Here is a 22,905-nt window from a genome sequence, read left to right as displayed (position 1 = left end):
GGTTCCGATATATATCTCTTTCCCTATATTTCATGACTTGCCGGGTTGGTCAAGGGGTCGGGTTGTTTCAGGTGCGCGGGAAGAGATCGGTGGCCGTGGCGTCCAGGGTGAGCAGCAGGGGACGCAGGAGCGGATGGTGTTCGGCGCCCCTGCGGACGGCGGCGAACACGCGGCGCTCCGGGCCCGGCGCCTCCCGCACCACCACGCCGGTGAGATCCAGGTCCCGCAGCGCCAGCCGGGGCACCAGCGCCACCCCCGAACCCGCCCCCACCAGCGCCACGACCGCGCGGAAGTCGTCGGAGGAGTGGGCGAAGTCCGGGGTGAACCCGGCCTGCTCGCCGGCCACGGCGATGACGTCGTGCACCGGGTTGCCCGGGTAAGGGCCGATCCAGCTCTCGGCCGCCAGCTCGGCCAGCGCGACGCCGCCCGACTTCGCCAGGGGGTGGCTGGTGGGCAGGACCAGGTCGAACGGCTCGGCGTACAGGGGGACGCGGGTCAGGCGCTGGTCGGCCGGTGCGCCCCGGTATTCCACGGCGATGGCCAGGTCGGCTTCGCCGTCCAGGAGCATGGTGAGGCTGTGGTCGCCTTCGGCGTCGCGCACCCGCACGTCCAGGCCGGGGGAGGTCTCGCGCAGCGTGCGTACGGCGGGGGCCAGGAGGGCGGCGATCGCGGTGGCGAACGAGGCCACGGTGACCTCGCCGGCCGCCCCGGTCGTGTAGGCGGCGACCTCGGCTTCCGCGCGTTCGAGCTGGGCCAGGACCTCGTTGGCGTGGGCCAGCATGATGCGGCCGACCGCCGTGAGCCGCACGCCGCGGCCATCGCGGATGAACAGCCGGTGCCCGACCTCGTGCTCCAGCGCGCCGAGCTGCTGGGACACCGCCGACGGCGTGAGGTGGAGCGCCGCCGCCGCGGCGGTGACCGTCCCGTGGTCGGCCACCGCGCGGAGCGTGCGCAGGCGCCGCGTCTCTATCACGCGGCCGAGCATAGGGTCTATCCGATGCGTGCCGTGATGAACGCGTCCACGGCGCGGTCGACGTCCTCGGTGGAGTGGGCGGCCGAGAGCTGGACGCGGATGCGCGCCTGCCCGTGCGGCACCACCGGGTAGGAGAAGCCGATCACGTAGATGCCCAGCTCCAGCAGCCGCTCCGCCATGGCTCCGGCCTCGGCCGCGTCGCCGATCATGACGGGCGCGATGGGGTGGTCGCCGGGCAGGATGTCGAACCCGGCCTCGGTCATCCGCGCACGGAAGCGCGCGGTGTTGGCGCGTAGCCGGTCGCGGGCGTCGTTGGAGGTCTCCAGCAGGTCGAGGATGCGCAGGGACGCGGCGGCGATGACGGGCGCGAGCGAGTTGGAGAACAGGTACGGCCGCGACCGCTGCCGCAGCAGCTCGCAGATCTCCTTGCGGGCCGCGACATAGCCGCCGCTGGCGCCGCCGAGCGCCTTGCCCAGCGTGCCGGTGATGATGTCGACCCGGTCGGTGACGCCGTGCAGCTCAGGTGTGCCGCGGCCGGTGGGGCCGACGAAGCCGACGGCGTGTGAGTCGTCGACCATGACCATCGCGTCATAGCGGTCCGCCAGATCACAGATCTCCTGCAACGGCGCGAGATATCCGTCCATGGAGAACACGCCGTCGGTGACGATCAGCCGTCGCCGCGCGTCCGAGGCCTCCTTGAGCCGCGACTCCAGCTCGCCCATGTCCCGGTTGGCGTAACGGAGGCGCCTGGCCTTCGACAGCCGGATGCCGTCGATGATGCTCGCGTGGTTCAGCGCGTCGGAGATCACCGCGTCCTGCGCGTCGAGCAGCGTCTCGAACACACCGCCGTTGGCGTCGAAACACGAGCTGTAGAGGACCGTGTCCTCCATGCCCAGGAAGTCCGACAGGCGGGTTTCCAGCTCCTTGTGCACCTCCTGGGTCCCGCAGATGAACCGCACCGACGCCATCCCGAACCCCCACCGCTCCAGCGCCTCCCGCGCCGCCGCGACGACCTCGGGGTTGTCGGCGAGGCCGAGGTAGTTGTTGGCACAGAAGTTCAGGACCTCGGCCTCGCCCACGCGTACGTGGGAGTTCTGCGGGGTGCTGATCACCCGCTCGGGCTTGTGCAGCCCGGCCTCGGTGATCTCGTCGAGCGTCTCACGCAGCTGGTCGCGGACGGTGGAAAACATCAAACCTCCAAGATCTGGTACGGCGGGCGGCGTTCACTCCCAGTCGAGAATGACCTTGCCGGTACGGCCACTGGCGGCGGTGTCGAAGGCGGCGTCGAAGTCGCGGTAGCCGAAGCGGTCGGTGATCACGGGGGAGAGGTCGAGGCCCTTCTCCAGCAGGACCGACATGTTGTACCAGGTCTCGTACATCTCGCGGCCGTAGATCCCCTTGATGGTGATCATCGACGTCACCACCGTGGACCAGTCGATCGCGAACTCCTCCGCCGGAAGCCCCAGCATCGCGATCTTCCCGCCGTGGGTCATCGTGGCGATCATCTCCCGCATGGCCCGAGGGTTGCCGGACATCTCCAGCCCGACGTCGAACCCCTCCCGCATCCCCAGCTGCTTCATCCCGTCCGCGATGGGCGTCCGCGCGACGTTGAGCGCGAGCGTGACCCCGAGCTTGCCCGCCAGATCAAGCCGTTCCGGGCTCACATCGGTGATCACGACGTTGCGCGCGCCGACGTGGGTGGCGACCGCGGCGGCCATGAGCCCGATGGGCCCGGCGCCCGTGATCAGCACATCCTCGCCGACGAGCGGAAAGGACAGCGCCGTGTGGACGGCGTTGCCGAACGGATCGAAGATGGCCGCGATGTCGGGGTCGACCGGCACCCGGTGCACCCAGACGTTGGAGGCCGGGATCGACACGTACTCGGCGAAGGCGCCGTCGCGGTTGACCCCCAGCCCGATCGTGTTGCGGCACAGGTGGCGGCGCCCGGCCATGCAGTTGCGACACTTCCCGCACACGAGGTGTCCCTCGCCGCTGACCAGATCCCCGACCTTGATGTCCTCGACCCCGGCCGCGACCTCGACGACGGTCCCGCTGAACTCGTGCCCCACGATGAGCGGCAGATCGAGAGTGTGCCGGGCCCAGTCATCATATTTCCGGATATGCAGGTCGGTGCCGCAGATGCCGGTACGCAGGACCTTGATCAGCACCTCACCCGGCCCCACCGTCGGCTCCGGCACGTCCCTCAGCCACAGCCCCTCTTCGGGCCGCTCCTTGACCAGCGCCTTCATGGCAACCAACCCCCTCGTCTGAACCTTACGCACTGTGCCCGGCGGGCTTCGGGCATGTCCATCGAGGTTTCCTTAACTCCCCCAACAGAGAACCTTCACGCCCCTGCCAGACCCCCCAATCCCACGGCCCACCCCCTCAGCGATCCCTGGCGTGTCGCCCACCCCCAGCCGGGGACCGCTGGGGGAGACCGCCCGCAGACTCGCCCCCACCCGAGGGCCTTCGGGCTACCGGCCACATGTCACCCCGCCCGGCGACGCCCCTGCCGGGACGCCCTGCGGCCCTCCCGCGCGGGCCATGCGGACCCACCGTGGTCTTCCCGCGCGGGCGAAGGACGCATGTTCGTCTCCCCTGTCAGGCGGGCGGGTGGCGGGGTTGGGGTGGTTGACGGCAAACGGTTGGGGTGGGGTGCCTGGCTGTGATTACGTAACAAGGTTGGCTAAGTACACTGTTCGTTCAACCAGAAGGGTGGAGGTCAGGTGGTACAGCAGAGCGGCGACGCCTCCCTTCTGCGCAGGCTCAACTCGGCGGCGATCCTGCGGATCCTGCGGGCCGGCGACGATGTCACGCTCACCGAGCTGGCCAAGGCGGCGAAGGTGTCCAGGCCGACGGCCGAGGCGATCGTGGAGGAACTCCTGGCCGAGGGCTGGGCGGAGGAGTGCGAGGAAGAGCTGGGCGACCGGCAGCGCGGGCGCCCGGCGCGGCGCTATCGGTTCCGGGCGGCGGCCAGGCACGTGGTGGGGATCGGGATCGGCGGCTCCACGATCCGGGCCATGACCGCTGACCTCAAGGGGAACGTGGTCGGTTCGCGCTCGATCGGGGTGCCGCGCGAGGTGGACGCGGGCGAGCGCATGGCCGCCGTGGTCGAGCTGGTGGAGGAGAGCGCGGCCGATCTCGGGCTGACGGCCGGGGACCTGGCGGCGGTCGGGGTCGGGACCACGGGTGTGGTCGACGGCGAGGGCCGCGTGGTCAAGAGCGTCAGGCTGCGCGACTGGACCGGTCTGGAACTGCAGGCCGAGCTGCGCAAGGCCCTGTCCGCGCCGCTGCTGGTGGAGAACGACATGCGCCTGGCCGTCCTGGCCGAGCACTGGCGGGGCGTGGCGCAGGAGTGCCGGGACGTGGTCTACCTGTTCACCGGCAACAGGCTGGCGCTCGGGCTGCTCATCGACGGCGTGCCGTACCGGGGCGCCCACGCGGCGTCGGGCGAGCTGGGCGAGCAGCCGAACGGCAACTGGTCGGCGTTCGGGAGCGTGATCGCCTACGCGATGGCCGCCGAGCCGGGCGAGCTGAGGGCGCCGAGTGACATGGCGGAGTTCGCGTTCGAGCGCGCCAGGTCGGGGGATCCGGCGGCGGTGGAGGCGGTGGAGCAGTTCGCGCTGAAGCTGGGCGAGGGGCTGGTCACGATCGTCAACCCGCTCGACCCCGAGATGGTGGTGATCGGCGGTGCGCTCGCGCGGGGCCGTGAGCTGCTGGTCGGCCCGATCCAGGCCTATCTCGACCGGGTCTGCCTCTACCCGCCCAAGGTGGTCGCCTCCGAGCTGGGCCGCGAGTCGATCGTGGTGGGCGCGGTACGGCTGGCGCTCAACCACGCCGACAGAACCCTCTTCTCCGTAGGGCTTTAACGCTGTCGAGTTGCTTATCTCCAGGGTAGTTCACGGCCCTGGTGTCGCTTACGCCGGAATTTCTGCCTGATTTTCTATAGATTCTTTCATAAATCCTCGCTAACCTTCAGGACTGGTCAAGGAGCCTGAAGGGACGGCAAGTGGAAGATCTACGCATCGGGGTCATCGGCCTCGGGCTGCGGCTCAGCCTCGCGGTGGCCGCGCACCGGCCGGGCCGCGGTTCGGTGGTCGCCGCCCTCTGCGACTCCGACCCTGCCGCGCTGAAGAAGGCCGAGGAGCGATTCGGCTCGCCGTACCTCACCGAGGACCACCGCGACCTGCTGGAACGCGACGACATCGACGCCGTCCTCGTCGTGACCCCGGACGACACGCACGAGCGGCTGGCGGTCGACTGCCTGGAGGCGGGCAAGGCCGTCTATCTCGAGAAGCCGATGCACATCACGGTCGAGGGCTGCGACAACATCCTGGAGACCGCGCGCAGGACCGGTACGCGGCTCTACATGGGCCACAACATGCGCCATATGGGCGTCGTGCGGCTGATGCGGGAGATCATCCAGAGGGGCGACATCGGCGCGCCCAAGACCGTCTGGGTGCGGCACTTCGTCTCCTACGGCGGCGACTACTTCTTCAAGGACTGGCACGCCGAGCGGGCCAGGACGACCGGCCTGCTGCTGCAGAAGGCCGCGCACGACCTGGACGTGATCCACTGGCTGGCCGGTGGCTACACGACCAGGGTCAACGCGTTCGGCGACCTCGTGGTCTACGGCGATCTGCCCCGCCGCGCCCCGGACAGGCCGAGGCCGGAGGGGTGGCTGAAGGAGTTCGACTGGCCGCCGGCCGCGCGCAAGGACCTCAACCCGGTCGTGGACGTCGAGGACCTCTCGGTCATGAACATGCGCCTGGACAACGGCGTCATCGCCGCCTACCAGCAGTGCCACTTCACACCCGACTACAACCGCAGCTACACGGTCATCGGCGCCGAAGGCCGCCTGGAGAACGACGGCGGCCACGTCAAGGTGTGGAACCACGGTCCCACCGGGTATCGCGCCGAAGGTGACATCACGTACAAGGTGCCCGAGACGAAGGGCTCACACGGTGGTTCCGACGAGCGGATCGTTAGCGAGTTCTGTGGGTTCGTGCGGGAGGGCGGCGTGACCGACACCTCGCCGGTGGCCGCGCGGATGAGTGTGGCGGCGGGCTACATGGCCACGATGTCGCTGCGCGACGGCGGCGTGCCGTACGACATCCCTGCCCTGGACCCCGAGCTGGTGGCCTACTTCGACCGCGGCCAGGTGGAGCGGTGAACGTCCGGCGCTGGCTGGCGGGCGAGGGCGTCTGCCGTCCCGCGGAGATCCGCGCGGAGCTCGTCCCCGGCCTGAGCGACGACGAGGGCGGCCCGCGCTTCGCCGAGGAGGGCTACCGCCTCACGATCACGCGCGACGCCGCCGTCGTGGAGGCACCCTCACCGGCCGGTCTCCTGTACGGCTCCCGCACCGCCGAACAGGCGCTGGCCAGGGACGGCGAGCTGCCGGTCGGCGTGGCCGTGGACTGGCCCGACTACGAGGTACGCGGCTTCATGCTCGACGTCGGCCGCCGCTTCTTCACCCCCGGCTACATCCGCGACCTGATCGGGCACATGGGCGAGCTCAAGCTCAACGAGCTGCAGCTCCACCTCAACGACAACGGCTTCAAGAAGGAAGGCGGCGGCTGGGACGGCGTCCAGGCCGCGTTCCGCCTGGCCAGCGCGCGCTTCCCCGGCCTGTCGGCGACCGACGGCGTGTACACGCGGGCCGACTGGGATTCCTTCGAGGACGTCGCCGCGGCCAACGGCGTCCGGCTGATCCCGGAGATCGACGGCCCCGCGCACTCGCTGGCCTTCACCCGCTTCCGCCCCGACCTGGGCGAAGGCGACCACCTGGACCTGTCCAGGCCGCGGACGACCGCCTTCATGATGGAGCTGTTCGACGAGTTCGTCCCGTGGTTCCGCGGTCCGGCGGTGCACTTCGGCGCCGACGAGTACTTCGCCGACCCCGGGTTGTTCCGCGACTACTTCAACGCCATGGCCGCCCACATCAGGTCGCACGGCAAGCAGGCCCGCGCCTGGGGCAGCTTCACCCGGATGACCGGCGACGCCGAGGGCTATGACCGGGACGTGACGATCAACACCTGGGCCAACTCCTGGTACGACCCGGTCGAGGCGATCAGGGACGGCTACCCGTTCATCAACACCAACGACGAGACGCTCTACGTCGTCCCGAAGGCCGGCTACTACCACCCGGACGGGCTGGACGCGGAGTTCCTGGCCCGTGAGTGGCAGCCGCACGTCTTCCCGGGCGGCAAGTCCGTCGAGCCCCGGCATCCGCTGCTGCGCGGCGCCATGTCGGCCGTGTGGAACGACATGACCGAACTCGACTACACCGAGCAGGACGTGGACCGGCTGATCCGGCCCACGTTCGCCATCCTCGCCAGCAAGATGTGGAACGGCTCGCCGTACCCGCGAGAAGGGATCTAAGTGGAAGACCTGCGCATCGGAGCCGTTGGTCTCGGCCTCCGGACGAGTCTGCACCTGGCCGCGCACCGGCCGGGCAAGGGGTCGGTGGTGAGCGCGCTGTGCGACATCGACCCGGCCGTCCTCAAGCGCCAGTCGAAGCGGTTCGAGGCCGACTTCCTCGCCGAGGACTACCGCGACCTGCTGGAACGCGACGACATCGACGCGATCATCCTGGCGACCCCGGACGACACGCACGAGCGGCTGGCGGTCGACTGCCTGGAGGCGGGCAAGGCCGTCTATCTCGAGAAGCCGATGCACATCACGGTCGAGGGCTGCGACAACATCCTGGAGACGGCCCGCAGGACCGGTACGCGGCTGTATGTCGGGCACAACATGCGCCACATGGGCGTGGTCCGGCTGATGCGGGAGATCATCCAGAAGGGCGTGATCGGCGAGCCGAAGGCCGTCTGGGTGCGGCACTTCGTCTCCTACGGCGGCGACTACTACTTCAAGGACTGGCACGCCGACCGCCGCTACACCACCGGCCTGCTCCTGCAGAAGGCCGCGCACGACCTGGACGTCATCCACTGGCTGGCCGGCGGCTACACCAGCCGCGTCAACGCCTTCGGCGACCTCATGGTCTACGGCGACCTGCCCCGCCGCGCCCCGGACACGCCCAGGCCGGAGGGGTGGCTGAAGGAGTTCGACTGGCCGCCTACAACGCGCCGCGATCTCAACCACGTCGTCGACGTGGAGGATGTGTCCGTGATGAACATGCGCCTGGACAACGGCGTCATCGCCGCCTACCAGCAGTGCCACTTCTCTCCCGACTACTTCCGCAACTACACGGTGATCGGCACCGAGGGCCGCCTGGAGAACTTCGGCGACGGCCCCGGCGACGTGGTCAAGGTATGGAACACCGGCCCGAGCGAGTACCGGGCCGACGCCGACATCACGTACAAGATCCCCGAAGCCAAGGGCTCGCACGGCGGCGCCGACCCGGGCATCATCGGCGAGTTCTGCAGGTTCGTCCGTGAGGGCGGCGTGACCGACACCTCGCCGGTGGCCGCGCGCATGAGCGTGGCAGCGGGCTACATGGCCACGATGTCGCTGCGCGACGGCGGCATGCCGTACGACATCCCGGCGCTCGACCCCGAGCTGGTGGCCTACTTCGACCGCGGGCAGTCATGACCTACCACCTCCGCTACCAGGTGCTGCCCGGCCGGGATCCGGCCAGGCTGGCGGCGTACTGCGCCGGGCACGGGATCGAGGAGGTCGTGCTCATCTACGGTTCCGAGGAACTGCACGCCGGCCACCCGGTCGGCGTCGGCGAGGACCTGTGGTTCGAGCACGTGGCCGAGGTGAAGGACACGCTGGACGCGCACGGGATCGGCGCCAGCCTGAACCCGTGGGTCACCGTCGGCCACGCCGACCGGGGTCGCACGCAGGACCTCGGCTTCGCGCCCATGGTCTCCCCGCTGGGCGAGGCGGCCACGGCGACCGCCTCGTTCGCCTGCCCGGTCTGGCGCGACTGGCTGGCCGGGCACTACGGGCGTTTCTCCCGGCTGGGCTTCCGCGTGCTCTGGTTGGAGGACGACTTCCGCTTCCACAACCACGCCCCGCTCACCTGGGGCGGCGGCTTCGAGCCCGAGATGCTGGAGCGGTTCGCGCTCCTCGCGGGCGACAAGCCGACCCGCGAGGAGCTGGTCGCCGCGATCACCGCCACCGGCCCGCCGCACCCCTGGCGGGCGCTGCTGCAGCGCACCTGGCGCGAGGCGCAGCTGGAGGTCCTCGATCTGGTACGGCAGGCCGTGGCCGGACGGGCCAAGCTCGGGCTGATGAGCTCCGGGCTGGGCGTGGCCTCGGTCGAGGGCCGGGACTGGGCGGCGTTCTTCGACCGGATCGAGGTGCACCGGCCGCACTTCGCGCCCTACGGAGACGCGCCGGGGCGGCGGCTGTCGTACTCGATCGCGATGCTGGAGCTGCAGCGGGGGCTGCGTCCAGCCGGGGTGGAGGTGGCGCCGGAGATCGAGAACTGGCCGCACACCGAGTGGACCAAGTCCGACACCCAGACGTGGTCGGAGATGGTGACGGCCCGGCTGTCCGGTGCGGGCGGATTGCTGCTGGACGTGCATCCGTTCGTGACCGGTGACCCGCAGCGCTATCCGCGCGTGGGCCGGATGTTGTCGCGGTCGCGCCCGGCCGTGGACCGGGCGTTCAGTCCGGATATTTCGGTTCATGGGGTGGGGGTGCCGTGGTGGCCCGACACCGCCGCCCACGTGTGGGGCGACGGCGGGCTCGACGGGCTGCGGGCCGACCCGCTGCGGGCGGCCGAGTACCTGCTGCCCTACGGGGTGCCCGTCCAGGCCGGGGTGGGCGCGGTCAACGCCGTGTTCGGCAAGGTCGCCTGGGGTGTGCCCGATGGCGAGGTGGAGACGTTGTTGTCCGGCGGGCTGCTGCTCGACGGGCACGCGGCGCTCGTGCTGGCCGAGCGCGGGTTCGGGGAACTGCTCGGGGTGCGCGTGGAGGAGGTGGCCGAGCGGGACGCGCCGGCGCGGCAGCCGTACAGCATGGAGCGGGTTCTGGACAGCGGGCAGTTGCTCAGCGTGAACGTACAGCCGGCCGTCGCGCGGCTCGCGGCCCTGCCCGGAGCCGAGACCTGGACCGAGATCCTCACCCCACGCGGCGAACACTGGGGCGACGGCCGCGTCGCCTTCACCAACCGCCTGGGCGGCCGCGTCGTCACCCTGGCCGCCTGCACCCCCGAGTCGCTCGGCCGCTGCGACGACGGACAGGCCCTCGCCCACCGCGCCCTCCGCTACCTGAACGCGGAGCTTCCCCTGGTCACCGGCGGCCCGCACCTGCTGCCGCACCTGGCCAGAACCGGCACGGGCTGGCGCCTGGCGATCGCCAACGGCTCGGCCGACCCCGCCCGCCCCGTCGCCGACCTCGACCGGGACGTCACCGCGACGCTCCTGGCCCCGCTCGCGGAACCCGTGTCCGTGCCCGTGCGGCGCGCCGAGGGCCGCGTCCACGTCGAGGCCGACGTCCCGCACCGGGGATACGTGCTGCTGGAGTGGCGTTGAGGGTCCTGTCGTGGAACATCTGGGACGGTGGCCGCGCCGACCTGCCCCTCATCGTGGAGCAGGTCGCCGCCGTCGCCCCGGACGTCTTCTGCTCCATCGAGACGTACGGCGCCGCCGAGACGATCCTGCGGGGTCTGCCCGGCTACACCGGAACCCGGATCACCGCCAGGGACCGCGACAACCTCTGGATCTTCAGCCGCCTGCCGGTGACGCACGTGTTCCCGCCGTCGTTCGACGACTTCCGCTTCGGCGGCATCCGCGTGAGCAGGCCCGGCTCGTCCGGTCGTCCCGGGTTGGCCGGCGGGGCCGAGGTCAATGTCTTCGTCACGTGGCTCAACTTCTCCGAGCCCTGGCTGGGTGACGTGATCGCCTCCGGCGCCGGGCCCGAGGCGATCCGGGAGGCCGAGCGGGTACAGCTGTCCGAGCTCGGCCGGATCGTCGGCGAGGAACTGCCCCGCCTGCTGGACGGCGACCCGTCACCGGTGGTGCTCGCCGGTGACCTCAACGTCCTGCCCGCCGCCGACTGGCCCCACCTGCGCACCACCCAGATCCTGGTCGACGCCGGATACACCGACACCTTCCGCGCCGTCTCACAGGACCCCGGCCACACCTGGAGCACCCAGCCCGACCGCGCCCACGTACGCATCCCCGAGCGCATCGACTACATCTTCGCCAAGGGCCTCAAGGCCGCCGGCTCCAGGATCATCACCGAACGCCTGCCCCACCACCCGCCGGGCCCGTTCTACTCCGACCACGCCGCCCTGGTCACCGACTTCCACCCCTGAACCCTGGAACCCCCGGACATCCACGGACAGTAAAGAGTGTGGATGTGACGACGCGTGCCCGGATCCGGGACGGAGACCAGCAGGCCTTCGGCGACCTGTTCGACGAGTTCGCCAAGGCCGTCTACAACCACGCCTACCGGCTGACCGGCGACTGGTCGGCCGCCGAGGACGTGGTGTCGCTGACGTTCCTGGAAGCCTGGCGGCTGCGGGAGCGGATCGAACCGGAAGGCGGTTCCCTGCGCCCCTGGCTCCTGGGCGTGGCCACCAACGTGGCCCGCAACCTGCGGCGTTCCGCCCGAAGACACCAGGACGCGATGGCCAGAATGCCCAGACCGGAGATCGTCCCCGACTTCGCCGACGAGCTGATCGAGCGGGTGGCCGACGCCCAGCGCCTGGACGACGCGCGCGAAGCCTTCGTACGGCTGCGCGAACACGAGCAGGACGTCCTCGCCCTGTGCGTGGGCGCGGGCCTCGACTACGCGGAGGCGGCCGAGGCGCTCGGCGTCCCCGTGGGCACGGTCCGCTCCCGCTTGTCGCGGGCCCGCAAGAAATGGGAACTCGCCGCCGCCCGCCGACAGGTAAGAGGTGACCGCGGTACCGCGGTCCGGTCCGTCAAGGAGAGCACCCCATGAACGTCTTCCCGGAGGAGCGCGACCTTCCCGGCGGCCGTCACCGTGACCTGAAGGAGTTCGTGATGGCAGAGATCCAGCCCCGGCCGCGCCGCAAGTTGTTCCGCCCGATGATCCTGGCCCCGGTGCTGGGCGCGGCCGCCGCGGCGACCGTGGCCCTCCCGCTGGTCCTGGGCGGCGGCACCCCCGCCCACGCCGTGGAGAAGAACCCCGACGGCACCCTCACCGTCACCATCAACGAGGCCAAGGACCCCAAGGGCCTGGAGGCCAACCTCAAGGGCATGGGCTACAACGTGGTGGTCGACTTCGTGCCGCAGGGCAAGCAGTGCAGCCCGAAGAAGCGCAGTGACAGCTGGGTGCCGCGGGAGCAGTCCAGGCTCACCGTCTTCCCGTCCACCGTGGACATGAGCGACGACCCCGGCTTCCAGCTCGACCTCGCCAAGATCGGCCCTGGCCAGACGGGCGTGCTGATGTTCGCCGTGGGCAAGGACGAACGGCACGTGGTGGCCGGCATCTGGGACGGCATCTCCAACGGCCCCGTGGCCCGCTGCGAACTGGTCGACAGCGACGGCGCCCCCCTCGAAGTCGACTGACGCGACCACTCCCCAGGCCCGCCGGCCCAGCACCCTCACCGGCTTCCGGATCTGGGCCTGGGGAGCCCGCCATCTGGGCGGTGTGATGCCACTCACGTGAACGACGTTCAGGATTGAACGGTGTTCAAGTTCCGTGTCACCCTCCCGGGTGGAGGGTGGGCTCCAACTGCCTGACCACCCAGATGGGCAAGGGGTGGGACCTCAGGAAGGCTGCCCGAGCGGAGCGAGGTCCTTCAGGGGTCGGGCCCCCGGCCCAACTGGAAGAACGCGCGGAGCGTAGCGGAGCTCCTTGCCTTTAGGGGTTGCGCGGTTGGGGGTCTTTTTCGAGGTCGGGGAAGGGGGATGGCTCCGGTACGGCCGCGCCCAACTGCCGGGGCAGCCCGGGCTTCTCGGCTTCCTGGGCGGAGGCCACGGCTTCGGCTGCCGCCTCCGAGGCCTTGGCCACTTCCTCATCGGCCGCCGACGCGTCCGTGATCTCGTCTCGGGTGGCGGCCGAGCGGGGCAGGGCTTCGGTGAACGCCTTGGACACGCCCTGCAGCGCGGAGGTCACCTCGCTGGGGATGACCCAGAAGGTGTTGCCTTCGCCCTGAGCGAGCTGCGGCAGTACCTGGAGGTACTGGTAGGCGAGCAGTTTGGGGTCGGGGTCGTTGCGGTGGACGGCCTGGAAGACCTGGTCGATGGCGCGGGACTGGCCTTCGGCTTCGAGGATGGCGGCGGTGCGCTGGCCTTCGGCGCGCAGGATGCGGCCCTGCTTGTCGCCTTCCGCGGTGAGGATCTGGGATTGGCGCTGGCCTTCCGCGGTGAGGATGGCGGCCCGCTTGTCGCGTTCGGCCCGCATCTGCTTCTCCATCGCGTCCTTGATGGTCTTGGGCGGGTCGATCGCCTTGATCTCGACCCGGTTGACGCGCAGGCCCCATTTGCCGGTGGCCTCGTCGAGGACGCCGCGCAGTTGGCTGTTGATGGTGTCGCGGGAGGTGAGGGTCTTCTCCAGGTCCATGGAGCCGACGACGTTGCGGAGGGTGGTGACGGTGAGCTGTTCGACGGCCTGGATGTAGTTGGCGATCTCGTAGGCGGCCGCGCGTGGGTCGGTGACCTGGAAGTAGAGGACGGTGTCGATCTCGACGACGAGGTTGTCCTCGGTGATGACCGGCTGGGGCCGGAAGGAGACGACCTGCTCGCGCAGGTCGATCATCGTGTAGACGCGGTCGACGTAGGGGATGACGAAGTTGAGTCCGGGTTTGAGTGTGCGGTGGTACCGGCCGAGCCGCTCGACGTTGCGGGCCCTCGCCTGCGGCACGATGCGTACCGCTTTGAGTACCGTGATCACCGCGAAGAGGGCGATGACCAAGCCGACGATCAGCAGCTCCATATGATCACTCCCGGGGATAGACGAGGGCGGTGGCGCCCTCGATCTCGATGACGTCGACGGTCGCCCCGGTGGGGATGACCAGCGTTTCGTCATAGGCGCGTGCGGACCATTCCTCGCCACCGATGCGCACTCTGCCGTCGCGGCCGGTGACCTCGGAGATCACGTACGCGGGCTTGCCGACCAGCGCCTCGATGCCGAAGCGCTTGAGCTGGGGCTGGCGGATGTGCCGCATGGCGATGGGCCGGACCGTGAACAGCCCGGCCGCCGACGACAGGGTGAAGACGAGCAGTTGAAGCGGAATGGGCAGGCCTAGTGCCGCGGTGGCGGCGGTCAAGAGAGATGCGACGCCAAGGATGCCCAGAGCGGCCGTGAGGGTGAAGATTTCCGCCACACCGAGCACGACGGCGAGGATTATCCAGATGACCCAATCTTCCATGCGTTGGCCCTCCTGACAGGTGAACGGGCCTAGGTCTGCTTGGTGTTCCCCCTCCTACGTTAAACCTGGAGCGGGCGCTTGTTGCACCCATCCGCCGCCGGATGCCGGATCGTGAAGTGCGCTGCCCAGCTGCCATTTCTCCCAGGAAAGCTGCCAGAAGCCCCAGCCGTTGTTCCATTCGAGTGGGCGGTCGGTGCCGGTGATGCTGACGGGGTCGCCGCGCAGGGAGTTGGCGAAGAACCAGGCTGCCTGGTCAGGGCGGGAATTGATGCAGCCGTGGCTGACATTGGCCCGGCCCTGGGCCCAGACGTTGTTCTTCGCATGCACGTATTCGCCGGAATTCGAGATGCGCACGGCGTGGTCGATCATCAGGTCGTAAAAGCCGGGATCGCCTTTCTTCCGTCCCGGGGACACCATGCGCACCGGGTTTCCCTTGTCCATCGTGAGATGGACTCCGCTGGTGGTCGTGTATTCGCGGGTGGTGGCCATGCCGGCGCTGATGGCCATGTTCTGGACGACCTGGCCGTCGCGCCTGACCACCATCTGGTGGGTGCGGGTGTCGACGGTGCTGGTCTGCTTGCGGCCCACGGTGAAGGCGAGTGTGTGGTCGCCGGTGCCGAAGACGCCGGGGGAGGCGCGTACGCCGGTCAGGTGGGCGGTGAAGGTGACCTTCTGCCGGGCCGGCCAGAAGCGGCTGGTGCGATAGACGACCTGGGTGTCGCCGGTCCAGCGCCAGGCGCCCTCGATCGGCTTGGCCGCGGCGACCTCCAGCGCGCGCTCGACGGCGGCCTTGTCGCGGACGGGGCCGTCGAAGGTGACGATGATCGGCATGCCGACCCCGACCTCCTCGCCGGGCAGGGGCGAGACGGAGGAGACGTTGAAGGCCCGGCCGGCGGCGCGGGTGCGGAAGCGGCCCATGGCGATGGACGAAGGACCACCGGCGGTGGCGGCGGTCGCGGTCACCGCGTACTCGGTGTCGGGCTCCAGAGCCCACCTGGAACGCCAGGTGGTGCCGCTCGGGTCGAGGGCTCCGGGCACCGGGCGGCCCGCGGCGTACGCGAGGACCTGGCGCAACGTGCCGCCGCCTGCCTTGACCACGAGACCGCGGTCCGGCCGGGCGCGGTCGGAGTCGAAGGCCGGAAAGGTGGTGATCACCGGAGGCGCGGCCGCGGGCGTCTCGGCCGTGACCGAGGAGCACCCCACGGCCGTGAGCAGGACGACGAGACAGTACGCCGCGGCACGCCGCATCTCACTCCTGGATTCCTGGGGGCGGGGAGCTCCTAGAGTAGCGGTGAGTCACGGCTTGAGCACGTTGAGTCACCTACCGGACAGTTCCGGAAACCTCCCCCAGGCCGAGCCCGCCGACGGTGGCGGTGATGGTCACCGTGTCGCCGTCCTCCAGGAATGTGCGCACCGACCCGTCGGGCAGCTTGATCGGCTCGGTGCCGTTCCAGCTCAGTTCCATGAGCGAGCCGCGCTGTCCTGGCTCGGGCCCGGAGATCGTGCCGCTCCCGTAGAGGTCGCCGGTCCGCAGCGCCGCGCCGTTCACGGTCATGTGGGCGAGCATCTGGTCCGGCGTCCAGTACATGCTCCGGTACGGCGGCCGCGACACCACAACCCCGTTGAGCAGGACTTCCAGCTCGATGTCCAGCCCCCAGTCGCCCTGCCTGCGCAGATAGTCGAGCGGCGCCGGATCCTGCGCGCGCCCCGGCACCCGCGGCAGCGCCTCCAGCGGCGTCACCCACGGCGAGATCGAGGTCGCGAACGACTTGCCGAGGAAGGGCCCGAGCGGCTGCGCCTCCCAGCCCTGGATGTCGCGGGCGCTCCAGTCGTTGAGCAGCGTCACGCCGAACACGTGGTCTTCGAACGCCCCGGCGGGAGCGCCGATCGCGGACGGCGTGCCGACCACGAAGCCCAGCTCGGCCTCGATGTCGAGCTTGGCGCACGGCCCGAACACCCCGGCACGCAACTGCCCGCTGGGCCGTGTGACCGGCGTGCCCGAGACCACCACGGTCCCCGAGCGACCGTGGTAGCCGACGGGCAGGTGGCGCCAGTTGGGCAGCAGGGCCTCCGCGTTCGGCCGGAACATCTTGCCCATGTTGGTGGCGTGGTCGACCGAGGCGTAGAAGTCGACGTAGTCGGCGACCTCGACGGGCAGGTGGAGCGTGACCTGGTCGAGCGGGATCAGGTGCGGCTCGGCCAGCGAGAGGTCGTCGGTCAGCTTGGCCTGGATGAGCGCGCGGGTGTCGTGCCAGGCGTGCCGCCCGCGGGCCATGAAGGCGTTGAGGCTGCCGGTGGCGAACACCTCGTCGTGCAGAAACGCGGACAGGTCCAGGACGCGGTCCTCGAAGCGCACGCCCACGCGCGGGGCCTCGCCCCGGCGGGAGAACACCCCATAGGGCAGGTTCTCGACGCCCCACCTACGCTCCGTCACTGATCACTCCTAGTGTCTTGAGGTCGTCGATGGGCGTGCTGGTGCTGCACGAGCCGTAACTGACCAGCAGTTCGCGGGCGCGCTTCGCGCTCTCCTCCGGTACGGCCAGCGCCAGCCGTACCAGGTGACCGACGTCGGTCGTGCGCAGGACGGGCACGGGATCGCGGTGCTCCACGGCCTCGCAGACGGCGAGCACGAGGTTGAGGAAGCCGTGCCGGTCGACGCCGAGCGCGGGGTCGAAGTGGCGTACGGCGTGGTGCAGCCCGGCCGTGGCCTTGAACGGGATGTCGTTGTCCACGCAGTGGGTGATGAAGGCGCCCAGGTGCTCGGCGGGCGGGAAGGCGTCGGCGGTCATTCCGCCGCAGCGCACCTTGAGCCCGGCTCCCTCGGGCAGGCCGGTGACCCGGGATCGGGGCGGTACCTCGATGAACAGGCGGACGCCGTCGGGCAGGTCCAGGCGGCCGGCCTCTTCCGGCGGCAGCCGTACCTCCACGAAGTCGATGGGGAGGTCGGCGAAGGCGGGCGGTTCGTCGGTGTCGAGGATCAGGCCCATGCGGGTGGGGCGGGGCTCGGCGCGGCGCAGTGTGTCGAGGCGGGAGGCCGGGCACAGGAAGCGGTGGGTGAGCAGGGGGCTGGCCGCTTCGAGGTCGCGCTGGTGGCGGGCGAGGCCCTCGTCCATGTGCAGCGAGGTCGGCGGGAACAGGCCGGCGTCGTCGACGAGGGCCGTGAAAAGGGTGTTCATCGTGCCCAGGTCCAGGCGTAGCCGGGGTCCTCGCACGACAGCGCGCCCTGGCCGAGGTCGAGCGGGCGGAAGGTGTCGACCATGACGGCCATCTCGCTGGTGTGGGTGGCGCCGGCCTCGATGACGGCTTCGACCGCTCCCGGCTGCGGGCCGTGGGTGAAGCCGGCCGGGTGCAGGGAGATCGAGCCGACGTCGATGCCGGAGCCCGCGCGGGCGGAGTAGTCGCCGCCGACGTAGAACATGAACTCGTCGGAGTCCACGTTGTGGTGGTTGTAGGGGATCGGCACCGCGTCGGGGTGGAAGTCGAGCGGCCTCGGCATGAACGAGCAGACCACGAAGCCGGGGCCCTCGAACGTCTGGTGCACGGGCGGCGGCGCGTGCGTCTTCTTCACGATCGGCTCGAAGTCGTTGATGTTGAAGGCGTAGGGGTAGAGGTAGCCGTCCCAGCCGACCACGTCGAACGGGTGGTTGCGGTAGACGAGCCTGGTCAGCCCGCCGCGGGTGCGGACGAGGACCGGGACCTCCTCGCCCTCGGCGGTGAAGGGCTCCTGCGGGGTGCGCAGGTCGCGCTCGCAGTAGGGGGCGTGCTCCAGGAACTGGCCGTACTGCGACAGGTAGCGCTTGGGCGGCCTGATGTGCCCGGAGGCCTCGATGGCGAGCACGTTCACGGTGCCGGACGGCACCCACCGGTGAATGGTGCCGGTGGGGATGACGACGTAGTCGCCCTCCGCGGCCTCGATGACGCCGTAGGTGGACTCGAAGCGCACGTTGCCGCGCTGGATGTAGACGCACTCGTCGCCCATGGAGTTGCGGTACAGCTCGCTGGGGCGGTCGCTGGTGGCGTACGACAATCGGACGTCGCCGTTGGCGGACAGCAGCATCCGGCCGGTCACCAGGTCTCCGGCGGAGGCGAGGTCCTGGGTGCGGAAGTGGCGCGGGGAGAGCGGCAGGTTCGCGCTGGTCGTGGTGGGCAGGAGCGGTTCGACCGCCTCGGCCTTGACGATCGCGGTGGGGAGATGGCGGTGGTAGAGCAGGGAGGAGTCGGATGAGAAGCCCTCTTCGCCCATGAGCTCCTCGGCGTACAGGCCGCCGTCCGGGCGCCGGAACTGCACGTGGCGCTTCCTGGGTACCTCGCCTACGAGCCGGTAGTACGGCATCTCTCTCAACTCCGTCCGGTTATCGGACACTTATGTCCTCTATGTGTAACTACCGTCCTTCATGGCGGGCCGTACTGTCAACCAAGGGCGGCGGCGAGTTCCCCGGCGGCCACCAGGACGCGGGGACCGGTGCCCTCGGCGAGTCCGCCGAAGCTCACCACCCCCACGGACGCCTCCAGCCACGGCAGTCCCGTGACCGGCGCGGCGATGCCGCGGGCACCCTCCTGGAGCTGGCCCTCCGTCACCTGATACCCGGTGTTGCCGCCGCGCATCGCGAGGATGGCCTGGCCCGCCGCGCCCTTGGCCAGCGGGTGCCGCGAGCCCTCGCGGTAGGCCACGTGCAGGTCGGTCCAGGACGGCTCGACGACCGCGACCGCGAGCCCGTCGTCGCCCTCGGCCACGGTCAGGTGCGCGGTGGCGCCCACCTCCTCGGCCAGGCGCCGCAGCGTCGGCAGCGCCGCCGCCCGCAGAAGCGGCTGTACGGCCTGCGCCAGCACCAGCACCCCGAACCCGAGATGCACCCGGCCCTCGGCGTCCCGGCGCGCGAAACCCTCGTTCATCAGCGTCGTGACCAGCCGGTACACCACCGGCCTGCTCAGCTCCAGCGAGGCGGCCAGTTCGGTGGGCGTGCGGCCCCCGTGCCCGTCGGCGAGCAGCCGGAGCAGGCGGAGCCCGCGCTCCAGGGTCTGGGCGGATTCTGCGGCCATGCTGTTGATTATGCGTGGTGCTGGTGTGACGCTCCGCACCGAAGCGGGTAAGTACCCGGTTAGTCGGACCGGGGGGTAAATATGCGGCAAATGTGGCTTGTCCTGATCGGCGGGCTGGCTATCTGTGCGTTGATCCCCGCTCTGCCTTCGGTCGGGGAGCGGGCGTCCTCCCTGATCCGCAGCAACGGCATGAGCCCGCCCCGGACATCCAAGCCCGGCCTGCTGGTCGAGACCACGTTCTACGCCACCCTGGGCATCGAGGTCGGCGAGCGGGTCCTGCCCTTCGACGAGCAGGCCCAGATCCGGCCCAAAGAGGTGGCGCCCGGCGTCCGGGTGGACGAGAGCGGCAGCCTGCAGGGCAAGCCGCTGAGACCCGGCACCTTCTCCTCGCCGATCGAGCTCTGCCGCGGGCGCACCTGCGCCGAGGACACGATCACGCTCATCGTCTATCGGAACGTTCCATGGGAGCCGCGCAACCTCACCTTCCCCGGCAAGGTCGGGGAGCCGATGAACGGGGAGATCTCGATCAACGGGGGCCCGACCGGCGTCCTGCCCACGTTCACCGTGACGGACTACGACAAGCTGCCTGAGGGCGTGAGCATCGGCCCTGACGGTCATGTCGGCGGTGTCCCGGCCGCGAGCGGGCACTTCGAGATCCCCGTGCGCATCTGCGTGGCGGGCAACTGCGCGGGCGTCGTGGTGAAGATGATCGTGGTCTGAGGGCCTTGCGGCGGGCGGCGTCGAGCGGCCACGGTGGTGGCATGAAATCGGTCATCGTGGTCGGAGCGGGTATTTGGGGTGCGTCGCTGGCATTGCGGCTGGCCGAAACAGGCTGGCAAGTGACGCTGATCGAACAGCACAAACCCGGGCACGTACGGCAGGCCAGCGCGGGCGAGACCCGGCTCCTGCGCGCCGCGCACGGCGACGGCGAATGGTACGCCCGGTCCTTCTGGCAGGCGCTCGACGGATGGCGCCGCCTGGAGGAACGGGCCGGTGAGCAGCTCTACCACGAGGCCGGGATGCTATGGCTGGCCCAGGATCCCGACGGGTGGGAGCAGGCCAGCGCCCGGATGCTGAAGAACCTGGACATCCCCTGCGAGGTGCTGGAGCCGTCGGAAGGGGGCAGGTTCTTCCCCGAGTTCCGGCCCGACGGGCTCAGCTTCCTGCTCTGGGAGCCGAAGGCCGGGGTGGTCAGGGCGCGGCGGGCCACCCAGGTGGCGGCGGCGCTGGCCGTACGGGCCGGGGCGCAGCTCGTCAGGGCACGGGCGCTGCCCGCGGACGGCGGAGTCGTGATCGACGGGCGGAAGCTCACCGCGGACCGAGTGGTCTGGGCGACCGGGGCGTGGATGCCGGAGCTGTTCGACGCGCCGCTGACCGTCACCAAGCAGGACACGTTGCACTTCGCGGTGCCGGCCGCGTGGACCGTGCCGGGGATGCCCGCCTTCGTGGATCACAGCGCCTCGTTCTACGGGCACGGCGACGTGGACGGGGTGGGGATGAAGGCCACCTCCGACGTGGAGGGCGAGCCGTACGAGCCGGAGCACGGCCCGCGCACCGTGGACGCCGCCGGCGTGGAGCGGGCCAGGACGTATCTGGCGCGCAGGTTCCCCTCGCTGGCCGGCGCGCCGGTGCTGTTCAGCCAGGTCTGCCAGTACGCGCTCACGCCCGACGCGGAGTGGATCATCGCCGAGACCGCGCCGGGCGTGTGGCTGCTGGGCGGGGACTCCGGGCACGGGTTCAAGCACGCGCCCTCGCTGGCCGCGTACGTGGCCGGAGTCCTGGACGGCGAGCACGCCCCGGACGCCCGCTTCGGGCTGGGCGAACGGGTGCCGAACAGGGGCCTGCGGACCAGCGGAGAGTCCAGGTAAGGCCAGCCCTACCAGCGCTTCGGGGGAGTGCGGGGCAGATCAGGACGGTGATCGCGGCGGACACTTCGGGGAAGGAACTCGGAAGGGAACGAAGATGTCTGCTCCGCACTCCGTCCGCACCGCCGCGGGCCTGTGGCTCACCGCGGTCGCGCTCGGCGCCGCCGAGACCGCGATCGCCGTCAGCGGTCCGCTGATCAGCGGCGAGGCGAGCGTGGGCGAGCTCGCCGGGGGTCTCGGCCTGCGCCTGGCGATCTACGCCGCCGCCATCTACCTCGCCCTGGCCCTGCGAAGGGGCAGGAACTGGGCAAGGCTCACACTGACCGCGACCCTGGGCGTGTTCGGCACGATCTCGCTGGTCATCGAGCCGATCCGGTACTTCATGGCCGGCGGCGGCCTCACGGAGGCCCTGACCTCGGCCGGCGCGGCCGACCTCGCCATGGGCGTGAGCCGGGTGCTCCACCTGACCGCGGTGCTGGGGGCGGTCGCGCTGATGTTCCAGCCGAGCGCCAACGACTACTTCTCGGGGAACTCCGGCGCCCGCAGGTTGCGTACACCCGGTGAGAGAAGGGCCGCGGCCGTCGACACCACGACCACGCCCGCGCAGACCAGCATGGCCGACCTCGCGTCGACCATGACCGCCAGGCGGCCCGCCAGCAACAAGCCGAGCGGCCCGAACATCAACGACCCCAGCGCGTCGTAGGCGCTCACCCGCGACAGCGCCTCGGGCGGCACCTCCCGCTGCAACGTGGTCTGCCACAGCACGCCGAACACGTCGAAGCAGATCCCGAGCAAGAAGGCCCCCGCCACCACCACCCACAGCGGCGCGTCCACCCCCAGCAGGAGGTACGGCAGCGCCGACGGGAAGCACAGCAGCGTGGCGACCAGGATGGGCCGCCTCGGCCGCAGCCGCAACGCCACCACCACACCGACCAGCGTGCCCACGGCCTCCCCTGCGAGCACGGCCGACCAGGCGCCCGCGCCGCCGAGATGCTCCTTGGCCAGCAGCGGCCCCAGCACTCCGTGGGCCGCCTGCAGGGCCATGACCATGACGGAGAACTGGGCCACCACCACCCACAGCCACTGCCGGGAGCGGAACTCCGTCCACCCGTCCTTCAGGTCGCGCAGCACCGAGGGCCGCGCGGCGCCGGCCCGCACGTGCGGCGGCAGGCGGAGGAACTGGATCAGCAGCCCGGAGACGCCGAACATCAGCCCGCTCACCGCCAGCGCCCAGGCCCCGCCGACCAGCGTCACAGTGATGCCGCTGAGCACCGCCCCGGCCACGCGGGAGGTGTTGGCGCCCAGGCCGAGCAGCGCGTTGCCGGTCTGCAGCCGGTCGGCGGGCACGACCTCGGGGATGATGCCGGTGAGGGCGGGGAAGAGCACGGCCATCGCGATGCCGCCGAGGGCGGCGGCGGTGGCCAGCGCGGGCAGGGGCGTCCAGCCGGTGAACAACATCGCGGCCAGCGCGGCGTAGGCGGCGCAGTTGACCCACTCGCCGGTCATCATGACGAGCTGCCGGGGGAAGCGGTCCGCGATCACCCCGCCGACCAGCATGAACAGCACCATCGGCAGCGACTGGGCGGTCAGCACCACCGACAGCGTGGACGCGTTCGCCCCGGGCAGCCCGAGCACGCCGAACGCCAGCGCCACCGGCGCGAAGGCGCTGCCGAGGACCGAGATGGTCCTGGCCGACAGCAGGAGGGTGAAACGGTGATCCCGGAGAAGCCCGAGATCCTGGCGAAAGCTCTGCACTCGCGCCATTGTTC

At 70.4% G+C, this 22,905-nt stretch carries 21 protein-coding genes; 10 read left to right on the top strand and 11 right to left on the bottom strand.

Features of this window, described 5'->3' with window-relative positions; all coding sequences use genetic code 11:
- Nucleotides 1–67: 67 nt before the first annotated feature.
- From ACIBI5_RS48485 to tdh, 3 genes are read right to left on the bottom strand one after another with little or no spacing between them, the layout of a single operon-like run.
- Nucleotides 68–973 (bottom strand): LysR family transcriptional regulator, encoded by a 906-nt coding sequence (locus ACIBI5_RS48485; RefSeq protein ID WP_397257676.1) that lies wholly within the window; start codon nucleotides 971–973, stop codon nucleotides 68–70.
- Nucleotides 974–990: 17 nt separating this feature from the next.
- Nucleotides 991–2,163, bottom strand: coding sequence for a glycine C-acetyltransferase (locus ACIBI5_RS48480; RefSeq protein ID WP_397257674.1), 1,173 nt, complete (start codon nucleotides 2,161–2,163; stop codon nucleotides 991–993).
- Between the two features lie 33 nt (nucleotides 2,164–2,196).
- Nucleotides 2,197–3,222, bottom strand: coding sequence for an L-threonine 3-dehydrogenase (tdh, locus tag ACIBI5_RS48475; protein ID WP_397257672.1), 1,026 nt, complete (start codon nucleotides 3,220–3,222; stop codon nucleotides 2,197–2,199).
- A gap of 477 nt (nucleotides 3,223–3,699) precedes the next feature.
- On the opposite strand from tdh, the gene ACIBI5_RS48470 reads away from it, so the two are divergent.
- The 8 genes from ACIBI5_RS48470 (at nucleotide 3,700) to ACIBI5_RS48435 (ending at nucleotide 12,426) form a co-directional block, all read left to right on the top strand.
- Nucleotides 3,700–4,842 (top strand): ROK family transcriptional regulator, encoded by a 1,143-nt coding sequence (locus tag ACIBI5_RS48470; RefSeq protein ID WP_397257670.1) that lies wholly within the window; start codon nucleotides 3,700–3,702, stop codon nucleotides 4,840–4,842.
- Nucleotides 4,843–4,982: 140 nt separating this feature from the next.
- Nucleotides 4,983–6,146 (top strand): Gfo/Idh/MocA family protein, encoded by a 1,164-nt coding sequence (locus ACIBI5_RS48465; protein ID WP_397257668.1) that lies wholly within the window; start codon nucleotides 4,983–4,985, stop codon nucleotides 6,144–6,146.
- Nucleotides 6,143–7,354, top strand: a complete 1,212-nt coding sequence (locus tag ACIBI5_RS48460) for a glycoside hydrolase family 20 protein (protein WP_397257666.1) — start codon at nucleotides 6,143–6,145, stop codon at nucleotides 7,352–7,354. The genes ACIBI5_RS48465 and ACIBI5_RS48460 overlap by 4 nt, the downstream gene beginning before the upstream one ends.
- The gene (locus tag ACIBI5_RS48455) at nucleotides 7,355–8,524 is read left to right on the top strand and encodes a Gfo/Idh/MocA family protein (protein ID WP_397257664.1); all 1,170 of its coding nucleotides are present in this window, start codon (nucleotides 7,355–7,357) and stop codon (nucleotides 8,522–8,524) included.
- Nucleotides 8,521–10,419 (top strand): hypothetical protein, encoded by a 1,899-nt coding sequence (locus tag ACIBI5_RS48450; protein WP_397257663.1) that lies wholly within the window; start codon nucleotides 8,521–8,523, stop codon nucleotides 10,417–10,419. Before ACIBI5_RS48455 ends, ACIBI5_RS48450 begins: the two co-directional genes overlap by 4 nt.
- Nucleotides 10,416–11,204, top strand: a complete 789-nt coding sequence (locus ACIBI5_RS48445) for an endonuclease/exonuclease/phosphatase family protein (RefSeq protein WP_397257661.1) — start codon at nucleotides 10,416–10,418, stop codon at nucleotides 11,202–11,204. The genes ACIBI5_RS48450 and ACIBI5_RS48445 overlap by 4 nt, the downstream gene beginning before the upstream one ends.
- 44 nt (nucleotides 11,205–11,248) lie before the next feature.
- On the top strand, nucleotides 11,249–11,836 hold the full coding sequence (locus ACIBI5_RS48440) for an RNA polymerase sigma factor (protein ID WP_397257659.1): 588 nt from the start codon (nucleotides 11,249–11,251) through the stop codon (nucleotides 11,834–11,836).
- Complete coding sequence (locus ACIBI5_RS48435; protein ID WP_397257657.1) at nucleotides 11,833–12,426, top strand: hypothetical protein; 594 nt, start codon at nucleotides 11,833–11,835, stop codon at nucleotides 12,424–12,426. Before ACIBI5_RS48440 ends, ACIBI5_RS48435 begins: the two co-directional genes overlap by 4 nt.
- A 295-nt stretch (nucleotides 12,427–12,721) precedes the next feature.
- Here ACIBI5_RS48435 and ACIBI5_RS48430 read toward each other — a convergent pair whose 3' ends face one another.
- From ACIBI5_RS48430 to ACIBI5_RS48400, 7 genes are all read right to left on the bottom strand, one after another.
- Nucleotides 12,722–13,795 (bottom strand): SPFH domain-containing protein, encoded by a 1,074-nt coding sequence (locus ACIBI5_RS48430; RefSeq protein WP_397257655.1) that lies wholly within the window; start codon nucleotides 13,793–13,795, stop codon nucleotides 12,722–12,724.
- 4 nt (nucleotides 13,796–13,799) lie between these two features.
- Nucleotides 13,800–14,231 carry an NfeD family protein gene (locus ACIBI5_RS48425; RefSeq protein ID WP_397257653.1) on the bottom strand — a complete coding sequence of 144 codons (432 nt, stop codon included), beginning with the start codon at nucleotides 14,229–14,231 and terminating at the stop codon, nucleotides 13,800–13,802.
- A 54-nt stretch (nucleotides 14,232–14,285) separates the two neighbouring features.
- Nucleotides 14,286–15,479, bottom strand: a complete 1,194-nt coding sequence (locus tag ACIBI5_RS48420; protein WP_397257651.1) for an Ig-like domain-containing protein — start codon at nucleotides 15,477–15,479, stop codon at nucleotides 14,286–14,288.
- Nucleotides 15,480–15,552: 73 nt separating this feature from the next.
- Nucleotides 15,553–16,665: a fumarylacetoacetase gene (gene fahA / locus ACIBI5_RS48415; protein WP_397257649.1), complete on the bottom strand. Its 1,113-nt coding sequence runs from the start codon at nucleotides 16,663–16,665 to the stop codon at nucleotides 15,553–15,555.
- Complete coding sequence (locus ACIBI5_RS48410) at nucleotides 16,652–17,407, bottom strand: hypothetical protein (RefSeq protein WP_397257647.1); 756 nt, start codon at nucleotides 17,405–17,407, stop codon at nucleotides 16,652–16,654. Before ACIBI5_RS48410 ends, fahA begins: the two co-directional genes overlap by 14 nt.
- Nucleotides 17,404–18,564: a homogentisate 1,2-dioxygenase gene (locus tag ACIBI5_RS48405; RefSeq protein ID WP_397257646.1), complete on the bottom strand. Its 1,161-nt coding sequence runs from the start codon at nucleotides 18,562–18,564 to the stop codon at nucleotides 17,404–17,406. The genes ACIBI5_RS48410 and ACIBI5_RS48405 overlap by 4 nt, the downstream gene beginning before the upstream one ends.
- 77 nt (nucleotides 18,565–18,641) lie before the next feature.
- Nucleotides 18,642–19,271, bottom strand: coding sequence for an IclR family transcriptional regulator (locus tag ACIBI5_RS48400; RefSeq protein WP_397257644.1), 630 nt, complete (start codon nucleotides 19,269–19,271; stop codon nucleotides 18,642–18,644).
- 90 nt (nucleotides 19,272–19,361) lie between these two features.
- Here ACIBI5_RS48400 and ACIBI5_RS48395 point away from each other — a divergent pair, with 90 nt between their 5' ends.
- Both ACIBI5_RS48395 and ACIBI5_RS48390 read left to right on the top strand, forming a co-directional pair.
- Nucleotides 19,362–19,991 (top strand): hypothetical protein, encoded by a 630-nt coding sequence (locus ACIBI5_RS48395; RefSeq protein WP_397257642.1) that lies wholly within the window; start codon nucleotides 19,362–19,364, stop codon nucleotides 19,989–19,991.
- A 41-nt stretch (nucleotides 19,992–20,032) separates the two neighbouring features.
- Nucleotides 20,033–21,139 carry an NAD(P)/FAD-dependent oxidoreductase gene (locus ACIBI5_RS48390; protein ID WP_397257640.1) on the top strand — a complete coding sequence of 369 codons (1,107 nt, stop codon included), beginning with the start codon at nucleotides 20,033–20,035 and terminating at the stop codon, nucleotides 21,137–21,139.
- A gap of 513 nt (nucleotides 21,140–21,652) precedes the next feature.
- On the opposite strand, the gene ACIBI5_RS48385 is transcribed toward ACIBI5_RS48390, so the two are convergent.
- Nucleotides 21,653–22,900 (bottom strand): MFS transporter, encoded by a 1,248-nt coding sequence (locus ACIBI5_RS48385; protein WP_397257638.1) that lies wholly within the window; start codon nucleotides 22,898–22,900, stop codon nucleotides 21,653–21,655.
- Nucleotides 22,901–22,905: the final 5 nt, after the last annotated feature.

The sequence above is a fragment of the Nonomuraea sp. NPDC050540 genome (assembly GCF_044457485.1).
Lineage (GTDB): Bacteria > Actinomycetota > Actinomycetes > Streptosporangiales > Streptosporangiaceae > Nonomuraea.
The sequence above is the reverse complement of the archived record's forward strand: the minus strand, read 5'-3'. Positions and strand labels throughout refer to the sequence as shown.

What these genes read in the sequence shown, in the direction of transcription:
- ACIBI5_RS48480 (WP_397257674.1), bottom strand. Translation starts at nt 2,163, where the DNA reads ATGTTTTCCACCGTCCGCGACCAGCTGCGTGAGACGCTCGACGAGATC.
- tdh (WP_397257672.1), bottom strand. Translation starts at nt 3,222, where the DNA reads ATGAAGGCGCTGGTCAAGGAGCGGCCCGAAGAGGGGCTGTGGCTGAGG.
- ACIBI5_RS48450 (WP_397257663.1), top strand. Translation starts at nt 8,521, where the DNA reads ATGACCTACCACCTCCGCTACCAGGTGCTGCCCGGCCGGGATCCGGCC.
- ACIBI5_RS48435 (WP_397257657.1), top strand. Translation starts at nt 11,833, where the DNA reads ATGAACGTCTTCCCGGAGGAGCGCGACCTTCCCGGCGGCCGTCACCGT.
- ACIBI5_RS48430 (WP_397257655.1), bottom strand. Translation starts at nt 13,795, where the DNA reads ATGGAGCTGCTGATCGTCGGCTTGGTCATCGCCCTCTTCGCGGTGATC.
- ACIBI5_RS48425 (WP_397257653.1), bottom strand. Translation starts at nt 14,231, where the DNA reads ATGGAAGATTGGGTCATCTGGATAATCCTCGCCGTCGTGCTCGGTGTG.
- ACIBI5_RS48420 (WP_397257651.1), bottom strand. Translation starts at nt 15,479, where the DNA reads ATGCGGCGTGCCGCGGCGTACTGTCTCGTCGTCCTGCTCACGGCCGTG.
- ACIBI5_RS48410 (WP_397257647.1), bottom strand. Translation starts at nt 17,407, where the DNA reads ATGAACACCCTTTTCACGGCCCTCGTCGACGACGCCGGCCTGTTCCCG.
- ACIBI5_RS48405 (WP_397257646.1), bottom strand. Translation starts at nt 18,564, where the DNA reads ATGCCGTACTACCGGCTCGTAGGCGAGGTACCCAGGAAGCGCCACGTG.
- ACIBI5_RS48400 (WP_397257644.1), bottom strand. Translation starts at nt 19,271, where the DNA reads ATGGCCGCAGAATCCGCCCAGACCCTGGAGCGCGGGCTCCGCCTGCTC.
- ACIBI5_RS48395 (WP_397257642.1), top strand. Translation starts at nt 19,362, where the DNA reads ATGTGGCTTGTCCTGATCGGCGGGCTGGCTATCTGTGCGTTGATCCCC.
- ACIBI5_RS48390 (WP_397257640.1), top strand. Translation starts at nt 20,033, where the DNA reads ATGAAATCGGTCATCGTGGTCGGAGCGGGTATTTGGGGTGCGTCGCTG.
- ACIBI5_RS48385 (WP_397257638.1), bottom strand. Translation starts at nt 22,900, where the DNA reads ATGGCGCGAGTGCAGAGCTTTCGCCAGGATCTCGGGCTTCTCCGGGAT.